We start from the raw sequence: 9,422 nt of genomic DNA on the forward strand, positions 1-9,422 counted from the left end.
TACGCCCCACCACGCCGATGCGTTCACCCCGGCCGACGCCGAGACTGACCCCGTCCAACAGGGTGCGGGTACCGAAGCCCTTACTAACGGCTTCCAAGTTGACCAAATTAGGTGCGGGAGCAGCTGCCATATCCCCTCCACCCTATTTCACCCCTGCTACTCCCCCACCGCCAGGCACCTCACGTCTGGTTGAGGTGGAGGAGGTATTCCTTTTGGTTGAGGGGGTTGCCGTCGGTGCGTTGGCGGTACGGCGGGGTGCCGGGGACCGGGTGGAAACCGTGGAAGGAGGTGAGGAGGACGCCTTCGCCGTGGGTGAGGCCGGGGAGTTGGGATTCGAAGGTGTGGACCCGGCCGGCTGGGATCAGGCCGGTGAGGCGGGCTTGGCCCGGGGCGACCGCGGTGTCCTCGACGGTTGCGGTGGCTTCCGCGAGTTTGGCCAGTACGGGTGAGACCGCGTCGGGCGGTAGCTCCAGTTCGAAGTGGTTGACCGGTTCGTGGACCGTCGTACCGGCGTCCTGCAAGGCCTGTAGTAGGACCAGCGGGACCAGGCGGCGGAAGTCGGCGGCCACCGTCACCGGCGCGCTGTAATGGGTGTGGACGACCTCGATGCGGCAGTCCACCACCTCCCAACCGTGCAGACCTTGCTGCAGGGTCCGACGGGCGGTCTCCTCGATGGCAGTGTGAAACGCGCGCGGCAGGCCGCCGAGCTCGACCTCCAGACGGTAGTCGATACCGACTGCCGGTGAGATCCGGAAGCCGACACCGGCAGCCCACGGGTTGTCGTCGCCGATCTCGCGGATCGCGGTGCCGGTGCCGGTCGGGCGTTCGACATGGATCGGCCTGGTCTCGCTGAAGGTGACGGACAGCCCGTACTCGCTCACCAGCAGCGCGGCGATCACTTCCTTCTGGACCTCGCCGTACAGCTTGACCGTGATCTCGTCGTCCTTGCGAACCTGGATCAGCGGGTCCTGCTCAGCCAGTTGCTGCAGTGCCACGAACAGCTTCGTGCGATCCGCCGCCCGGACTACGGTCTCCAGTGTCGGCGGCGAGAACAGCTGCCCGACACGCTCCACCGGCCGCCCCAACTGGTCGCCGATCTGGATCTCCTTCAGCCCGCGGAGCGCGACGATCCGGCCGGCCTCCGCGCTGTCGACCGGCATCGTGCCGCCGCGTTCGAAGAGCCGGAGCGACGTCGGCTTCGCACTGTACGACGTTCCGGCGCGCTGGAGCTCGACGTACTGGCGGGCGTGCAGCTCGCCGGAGAACACGCGCGCCGAGGCGATCTTCTCCCCCGCCGGACCACGCTCCACCTTGAACACCGTTCCCTGCAACGGGTCCCCTGTGACACCAGTTGCGCGAGGCAACAAGGTACGGATGCCTTCGATCAGTTCGGGAACACCTTCACCGGTCAACGCCGAACCGAAGTACACGGGCTGCACCACGCACCGTCCGACCTGCCGAACGAGTTCACTCTCGTACTGCGCTGAGGTGATCCCTCCGTCGAGGTAGTCCGCCAGGAACACATCGTTGCTGTCAGCAAGTAGTTCACCGAGTTCCTTGTTCTGCAGGGGAATCAGCTCGGTCCGGGCCGCCCGGGTGCCGAGATCCGTGACCGTGCTCAGCGGGATCGCGGTCGGGGTGAGGAGCCGCCGGATGTCGGCGAGCAGGTCGTCGTACCGGGCTCCCATCCGGTCGATCTTGTTCACAAAAAGGAGAGTCGGGATGCGTAGCCGGGTCAGGGTGCGCATCAGCAGCCGGGTCTGGACCTGAACGCCTTCCACGGCCGAGATCACCAGCACGGCGCCGTCGAGCACGGACAGCGCTCGCTCCACCTCGGCGATGAAGTCGGAGTGGCCCGGGGTGTCGATCAGGTTCACGGTCAGGTCACCGAGTTCGAAGCAGACCACCGCCGAGCGGATGGTGATCCCACGGCGCCGCTCGAGGTCCATCGAGTCGGTCCGGGTACTACCGTCGTCCACGCTGCCGACGTGGTCAATCACGCCCGCGGAGTACAGCAGGCGCTCGGTCAGGCTGGTCTTGCCGGCGTCAACATGCGCCAGAATGCCCATCGTCAGGGTCTTCAAAGGTCCTCGCGGGTGCGTCGATGCGATCAGTTGAGATGGCGTAGACCGACACCCGGCGCATCTCTTTCTCCTTCACATCGCGGCACCCAGACAGGACTCCCGCGATGCTAACAGCGCGGCACCCAGAGCCGCACCGCATTTCTCACCCATCCGCAGCGCGCCCCGGACCGCCACCACTCACCAACCTCGAGCTACCAGCTGCATCCAGGCGTGCGAGGCGTACTCCCGGGCAAAAACGACAGGTTAGTGAGTGGTGGCGGTCCGGGCCGCGTGACGTACCGACTCAGCGGCTGATTGTTGCCGGGAGGATGCGGGCGCCCGGGACTGGACCTTCGGCTTGGCGGACCATTCGGCAGAGGCCGGATTCGGCTAGTTCTACGGCTAGGTCTACTGCGCTGCGGCTGTCGGCTGCCAGGAAGAGGCAGGTGGGGCCGGAGCCGGAGATCATCGCTGCCAGGGCGCCCTGGTCCAGGCCGAACTGGAGGGTGGCGGACAGTTCCGGACGCAACGAGAGCGCGGCCGCTTGCATGTCGTTGCTTAGGGCAACCGCGAGGGCGGCGGGCTGGCCGGAGAGGAGGGCGGTGAGGAGTTCGGGTCTGACCTCGGGCGCCTCGACCCGGCGGAGGGGACGCAGGCGGTCCAGTTCGGTGAAGACCGCCGGCGTGGACAGACCGCCGTCCGCGATGGCGAAGACCCAGTGGAAGGTTCCGCGTGACATCACCTCGGTGACCTGCTCACCTCGCCCGCGCCCGAGTGCGGTGTGGCCGACCAGGCAGAACGGCACGTCGCTGCCCAGTTCCGCGGCCAGGTGCTCCAGCTCGGTTTGCGTCAACTGCAGGCCCCACAGCCGATTGCAGGCGACCAGGGTCGCGGCGGCATCGGTGGAACCGCCGGCCATCCCGCCCGCGACCGGGATGGTCTTGCGGATGGTCAGGTCGACGCCGTCTTCGACGTCGTACTCCGCTTGCAGCAACCGGGCAGCGCGGACCGCCAGGTTCGAGTCGTCCGTGGGAACGTCGACGGCGAAGTCACCGACCACCTCGACGGTGATCCCGTCGTCATCGCGCAGGGTGGCGGTGACGTCGTCGTACAGCGCGACGGCCTGGTAGACCGTGGCGAGCGGGTGGTAGCCGTCAGGGCGCGGCGGACCGACGGACAGACCGAGATTGATCTTGGCCGGCGACCGGACGGTGACCTGGGCTTGAGGTGGCACCCGCACAGGCTAGTGCTTCGCCCCGGCTATCGCGGTGAACTCTCTGATGCCGAGCATCTCGCCGCGCAGAGTCGGGTCGATGCCTGCGGCCCCGAGTACCGCGTCGAGCCGATCGCGGTCCGGCATCCAGCGGGCCAGCGCTGACCGGAGGGTCTTGCGGCGCTGCGAGAACGCCGCATCGATCACGGCGAAGACCTCTTCCCGGTCAACCGTGGTCGAGGGTGGTTCGCGGCGGCTGAAGGCGACCAGGCCGGAGTCGACGTTGGGAGCCGGCCAGAACACGTTCCGGCCGATCGGTCCCGCGCGGCGGATGTCGGCGTACCAGGCGGCCTTCGCGGAGGGGATGCCGTACGTGCGAGAGCCGGGTGGGGCGGCGAGCCGGTCCGCAACCTCGGACTGGACCATCACCAGACCGTGCCGGAGCGTCGGCGCCACCTCGAGCAGGTGCAGCAGGACCGGGACGGCCACGTTGTACGGGAGGTTCGCGACGCAGGCGTCGGGCGACCCGAGCTGGTCCGGCCCGACGTTCATCGCGTCGGCTTCGACCACAGTGAGCTTGTCCGCTTGTCCAGGCGCGTACTCCGCGATGGTGGCCGGCAGCGCCCCGGCGAGGAGCGGGTCGATCTCCACAGCGGTGACCCGATGCCCCTCGGCCAGCAGTGCCAAGGTGAGCGAGCCGAGCCCTGGGCCGACCTCGAGCACGGTCTCGCCGGCCGGGGACAGGTCCGCGGCGCGCACGATCCGGCGCACTGTGTTCGGGTCGATGACGAAGTTCTGGCCGCGCTGCTTGGTCGGGCGGAGCCCGAGCGAGGCGGCCAGTGAACGCACTTCCGCCGGACCGAGAAGTCTCGGTCCGGCGGAAGTGGAGGAATCAGCGCTGGTCACACAGGTCAGTGTGTCAGGCCTTCTTGCCACAGACAGGCCAGTCGCCGTAGCCACCCCGGGCAGCCCGGACCTTCTCGGCGATCGCGATCTGCTGTGCCTTGCTCGCCTGGTGCGCGTTGTTGGCGTAGGCATCGCCGCCGTACGCGACCCAGGTGCTGTGGCCGAATTGCAGGCCGCCGTAGTAACCGTTGCCGGTGTTGGCCTGCCAGTTGCCACCCGATTCGCACTCCGCGATCCGGTCCCAGGCACCGGTGGCGCCGGTGGGCGGGTCGGCCTCGGTGGTCTCTTCCACGGGCTTCGGCTTGGTGCCGACGGTGACCTGCTCGACGACCGGCTGCGACAGCACCTTGGTGGCGGCCATCTTGGTGGTCACCAGCTTGCCGTCCAGGTAGGTCAGCACGTAGTCGACCGTCTTCTTGCCGGCCGCGCCCTTGGCAGTGGTCTTGGTGTCGCCCACGAGCAACGCCGCCGACTTGGTCTCCTTCTTGGCAAAGGCGATCGCCTCGGTCTTGGTGACCTTCTTCACGTCCACCTTGACCACGGTGATCCGGTTCACGCCCGGCTTCAGCGCGGTGGCCACCGCCGGGGTGATCCGGTCGTCGCCGTCGTGAGTCACCTTGGCTCCGGTCAGCGCCTCGCCGACCGTCATCGCCAGCGACTTCACCGACACGACCTTGCCCTGCCGGACGAACTGCACGGTCTTCGGGGTCCGGACCTCGAGCTCCAGGCCCTCACGCCCGATCGGGGCGCTCCGGCTGGTGGAGAGGTAGGCACCGTCGTACCGCAGGCCCAGGTCGGACAGCGCCTCGTTCACGCTGTCGGCCGTGGTCCAGAAACTTCTCTTGCTGCCATCCGCGTTGACGGTCAGCTGGCGGCCGTACTGCACCGCGATCTCCTGACCGTCCTGCAGCTTGGCATCCAGGGCCGGCGCGACCACGTCACGGTCGCCGATCTGGATCTTCTCCGCCTTCAGAGCGTCCGCCACGGTGGAGCCGAAGGTGTGAACCTTCTGCACCTGCCCGTCCACGGAAACACTCACGGTCTTGCTCTTGCTCGCATATGCCACAGAGCCGCCCACGACGGCGAACACAGCCGTCGCACCGACGGCCGCGATGATGGACTTACGCACTAAAGCTCCCAGGTAGAGCTACCCGGGCACGGGGTTAGGACAGCACTGGCGAACACCGCGAACTCCGGGATAACAGGGCCCGGCAACCACGGTCAACGCCGAGGGGCGTGCTGTCCGGAACCTTCCCCGATCCCGGCCAACATCACGAGACAGTAACGAAGAAGTCCCGGAAGTGCCAATCCTCTGGTCGGCGAGTCGCAAAAAGGTGTAACGGGCCGCTCACGGTTCGTGATGGCCCCACTGGCCCCGGTGCACCACCTCCGCCGCGCTCCGGCGGCCGCGGCGCAGCGAGGGGGAAGGCGGGTCCGGCAGCCGATACCCGATCGGTATGGCGCCGATCGGCGCGAACGCGTCCGGTACGCCGAACTCGGCCTTGATGCGCTCGATCCTCGGCACCGGCAGCCCGATGAAACACGCGGCCAGCCCCTCGTCGACCACGGTCAGCAGCATCAGCAACGACGCCATCCCGGTGTCGATGAACCAGTACGGCGCCGTCCAGGTCGTCCGGCCACCCTTGTCCGCCTCGGCGTACCGCTCGAAATAGGCCTGCTCGTGCGCGAACGGCAGGATCAGCAGCGGCGCCTTTCGCAACCGCCCGGCCCACTCCAACCGGTCCGGATCGGCGCCGGCCGTGTCCCAGTACCGGTCCTTGTCGGCGCCTTCCAGCACCAGGAACGCCCAGCCCTGACTGAAGCCCGCCGACGGCGCGTGCAGACCGTTGGCCAGGATCCGCTCGCGAACCTCGGGCGGCACCGGCCGCTCGGGATCGAAGTTCCGGATCATCCGGCGCCGGCGAACAACCTCGCTGAACTCCACTACCAACTGCCGCCGAAGGCACGATTGGCGTTGTCCGACAGGGCTCCGCAGAGTTCGGCGACGGAGATGTTCAGCACCCCGGCCATCTTCCGGACCGTGTGCGGGATCAGGTACGACGCGTTCGGCTGACCGCGGTGCGGCGACGGGGTGAGGTAAGGCGCATCCGTCTCCACCAGCACCCGGTCCAGCGGGGTGACGGCGAGCGCGTTCCGCAGCGACTGCGCGTTCTTGAAGGTGATCACGCCCGCGAAGCTCAGGAAGGCGCCGCGGTCGACGCACTTGCGGGCGAACTCGGTGTCGCCGGAGAAGCAGTGCATCACCAGCCGGTCCGGCACCCCCTCGCGGTCCAGGATGGCCAGGATGTCGTCGTGCGCGTCGCGGTCGTGGATCATCAGCGTCTTGTCCAGCCGCTTCGCCAGGTCGATGTGCGCGGCGAATGACTCGTGCTGCGCGGCGCGGCCGTCCTCGCCGGTGCGGTAGTAGTCCAGTCCGGTCTCGCCGACCACTCGCGCCTTGTCGGAGCTCTTCGCAAGCCGCTCGATCTCGGCCAAGGCCTCGGGAAGTTGCCCCGAAGCCTTGAGCCGGGGCGCCTCGTTCGGGTGCAGCGCGACGCCCGCGATCAGGTTCGGGTACTGCTCCGCCGCGTCCACCGCCCACAGCGCGCCAGGCAGGTCGCAACCCACCTGGACGATCCGGGTCACCCCGACGGACGCCGCGAGCTTGATCGCCTCGGCAGCCCCCAGCCAGTTGCCGTCCTCGCCGTCAGCGATGTCCAGATGGCAGTGCGCATCGACCACGCTCATCGGCAACGGATCTGGCACGGCCGGACGACTGCGGTCACGCGACCGGCCGTCCTCGCCAATGGCAGCACGTTCCCGCGTAGGGCGTTCGACCTCCACACCGTCGGTAGACATGCGGTCTAGCCTACTTACCGCAGCTGATAGATCCGCATGTCCTCATTGCTGAAGGCCCGTACTGCGAGTTTGTCGAGCGCAGGTGACACCGGACCGGCCGGCAGGTCGGCCACGATCCAGTCCACCCCGACCTGGTTCTTCAGGCGGGCGAGCAACTGCGGTGTCGGCTTCTGCACGGCGTCCAGGCTCTCCTGCAACCGGTCCGGCCATGGAGACGGCCGGGTCAGGAAGCTGGTCTCGTAGTGGTCCGCGGCCAGGTTGGCCGGCGCATACGCCCAGCCTCCGAGATACAGCCGTACTCCGCTCAACCCCGAGACCCAGTACGCGTCCTCGGCACACCCCGCCCGAAATCGCGCGGGCAGGCAGAACACATTGGTGACGGCCACATCGCCGGCCGCCTTGTGCTCGTGGAGCCACAACATCGCGTCCTGTTCGTCCCGGGTGAGGTAGGTCCGGCTCCCCTCGTTCGGCGCCGGTCGCGGCTTCGTAGCAGCCTCGATCGCATTCGTGTAGGAGACCAGCTGAGCGGGCAGGCCGGCCGCGATCGTCAACACGATCACCTGCAGACCGATGGCGGCCGCCGTCCGCGCACGATTCATCAGCAGGATCACGAGCGCTCCCACAGCGGCCAGGATCCCGAACGGCAGCAGCAGGCCGGTCAGAGCTCCGGCCACCGTGTTGGTCGCGCGATTCACCGGCCAGTAGAGGAACAAGACGGTCGCGGTGAGAACCCCCGCCGACGCCGTGATCGCCAGGCTCAACAGGTCCCCGCGGCGGGCCAGATCGGCGCCGACGGCAACGACCGCGACCATGCCGAGCGCGAGAACGGCAGTCAGGAAGTAGTACTCCGAATAGCCGGTGTGCGAGAGCACCAACGTGATCCCGACTCCCGCGGCGACACATCCGCCGGTCCACCAGTACGCCGGATCCCGGCGTACAGGCTTGATCGACAGGCCGAGCAGGGACAGCAGTCTCGGCGCTTCGGTGACCAGATACCAGGTGACCATGGTCGCGATGAACAGGATCATCCTGCCGTCACCGGAGGCTACGGACGGGATGAACCAGCCGCCGGTGGCCGGAATGGACCTGTCGCCGGTGACGGCCTGGTAGTAGGGCTGCGCGCGCAGAGCGGCGAAGAACTGGAGCCGGCTTCCCCGCGCGCTGCCGATCAGAGTGAAGGAGGACGCCAGCAGGAAGAGCCCGGACAGACCCAGCAGAACCAGCGGGCGCCAAGGCAGACGCCGCTCCGCTATCCAGCTGATGACCACAGCGAACGAGCAACCGACGATCATGATCGGCAGCAGTGTCGGCTTGGTTCCGGCGGCGAGACCGAGGAGCAGGACCATCGCGGCCCACGCACCCGGCCCGGCTTCTCGCCGCAGGATCAGCGCCGTCGGCCCGACCAGTCCGAGCAGTACGAGCGCCGCCATCGTCCGGTCGGCGAAGGGACGGACTGCGCGCCCGCCATGTTGACCGTCGGACTCGCGGCCAGCTGCAGAGCGCCAGGCAGAACTCCGGCCAGTACTCCGGCGATCGGGCCGACCCATTTCCGATCACTGAGCGCCTCGCCTGCCGCCCACCCGACCAGGACGAGAGTGATCACCATCGTGATCGGCCACTGGTGCATGAGCACCTGCGGCGGCGCCACGTCCGACATCACCGACCCGCTCGCCATCGAGGCGGACGCGAACCAGTGGTAGATCAGCGGCTCACCGAGGATCGACGGATCGGGCGGCGGGACGTGCTCGGTGAGCATCTGCACGAGTCCGAGCTGGTACCAGATGTCCGGGTTGCGGGCCGCGGCCTCCGGCGGCAGCGGTACCGGGCGGAGGAGGGTCACCACGGTCCGTAGTACGGCCAGCAGGAGGCTCGTCACCAGCAGCGCGTGCCACCACCGAGGCGGCGGCGCCGCCATGCCGCGCAAACCGAGATGTGGTCTGAGGGCAGGGACGACGGCGAACGCCAGAACGAGAAGCCCCACGGCCATCCACTGCAGCAGCGGCAGCCCGATCGCGGTACAGATCGCCCAGGTCGCCAGCTGCCAGGCGAGCCCGAGCACCGCGCCGAACCCGAGGTCCTGCGCCACTGACCGCCCGCCGGCCAGCGCCCGCCACAACAAGACGCCAGGAAGCAGGACCGCCACCAGCCAGGTGATGAAGAAGCGGATGCTCTCGCCGCCGGGATCGCCGATCCACGCGAGCAGGAGGACGGCCGTGATCGGGACCAGCAACCACCAGCCGACCAGCCCGAGCCCGAGCTGCGGTCCTGGCCGGGTGGTTCCTCGAGCGGGTCCAGGCCGAGCGGGCGCCGCCCCACCGACCACCGTCGTGCCGGTCATCACAGCTAATGATGCCCCGGTCCGACGGCGCTCGATACCAGCC

Annotated in this window: 7 protein-coding genes and 1 pseudogene; all 8 read right to left on the reverse strand. The window is 68.3% G+C overall.

Translation table 11 applies throughout. From position 1 onward, the window contains the following. Positions 1-179: 179 nt before the first annotated feature. Positions 180-2,084, reverse strand: coding sequence for a GTP-binding protein (locus tag VFG33_RS09470; protein ID WP_325024562.1), 1,905 nt, complete (start codon positions 2,082-2,084; stop codon positions 180-182). A 283-nt stretch (positions 2,085-2,367) separates the two neighbouring features. Then, positions 2,368-3,303, reverse strand: a complete 936-nt coding sequence (locus VFG33_RS09475) for a 4-(cytidine 5'-diphospho)-2-C-methyl-D-erythritol kinase (RefSeq protein ID WP_325024564.1) — start codon at positions 3,301-3,303, stop codon at positions 2,368-2,370. Positions 3,304-3,306: 3 nt separating this feature from the next. After that, a complete protein-coding gene (gene rsmA, locus VFG33_RS09480; protein WP_325024566.1) occupies positions 3,307-4,182 on the reverse strand; it encodes a 16S rRNA (adenine(1518)-N(6)/adenine(1519)-N(6))-dimethyltransferase RsmA in 876 nt (291 codons plus the stop codon). Positions 4,183-4,195: 13 nt separating this feature from the next. Then, positions 4,196-5,311 carry a resuscitation-promoting factor gene (locus VFG33_RS09485; RefSeq protein WP_325024568.1) on the reverse strand — a complete coding sequence of 372 codons (1,116 nt, stop codon included), beginning with the start codon at positions 5,309-5,311 and terminating at the stop codon, positions 4,196-4,198. A gap of 219 nt (positions 5,312-5,530) precedes the next feature. After that, positions 5,531-6,127, reverse strand: coding sequence for a nitroreductase family protein (locus VFG33_RS09490; RefSeq protein WP_325024570.1), 597 nt, complete (start codon positions 6,125-6,127; stop codon positions 5,531-5,533). After that, positions 6,127-7,041 carry a TatD family hydrolase gene (locus tag VFG33_RS09495; RefSeq protein ID WP_325024572.1) on the reverse strand — a complete coding sequence of 305 codons (915 nt, stop codon included), beginning with the start codon at positions 7,039-7,041 and terminating at the stop codon, positions 6,127-6,129. The genes VFG33_RS09490 and VFG33_RS09495 overlap by 1 nt, the downstream gene beginning before the upstream one ends. 14 nt (positions 7,042-7,055) lie before the next feature. Then, a complete protein-coding gene (locus tag VFG33_RS09500; RefSeq protein WP_325024574.1) occupies positions 7,056-8,471 on the reverse strand; it encodes a hypothetical protein in 1,416 nt (471 codons plus the stop codon). Beyond that, positions 8,426-9,422: pseudogene (locus VFG33_RS09505) on the reverse strand (hypothetical protein); the annotation flags it as partial. The pseudogene VFG33_RS09505 and the gene VFG33_RS09500, both read right to left, overlap by 46 nt.

The sequence above is a fragment of the Kribbella sp. genome (genome assembly GCF_035687465.1).
Taxonomy (GTDB): Bacteria; Actinomycetota; Actinomycetes; order Propionibacteriales; family Kribbellaceae; genus Kribbella.

Excerpts from the sequence above, each read along its gene's own strand:
- VFG33_RS09495 (WP_325024572.1), bottom strand. The coding sequence starts at position 7,041 with ATGTCTACCGACGGTGTGGAGGTCGAACGCCCTACGCGGGAACGTGCT.
- VFG33_RS09500 (WP_325024574.1), bottom strand. The coding sequence starts at position 8,471 with ATGGCGGCGCTCGTACTGCTCGGACTGGTCGGGCCGACGGCGCTGATC.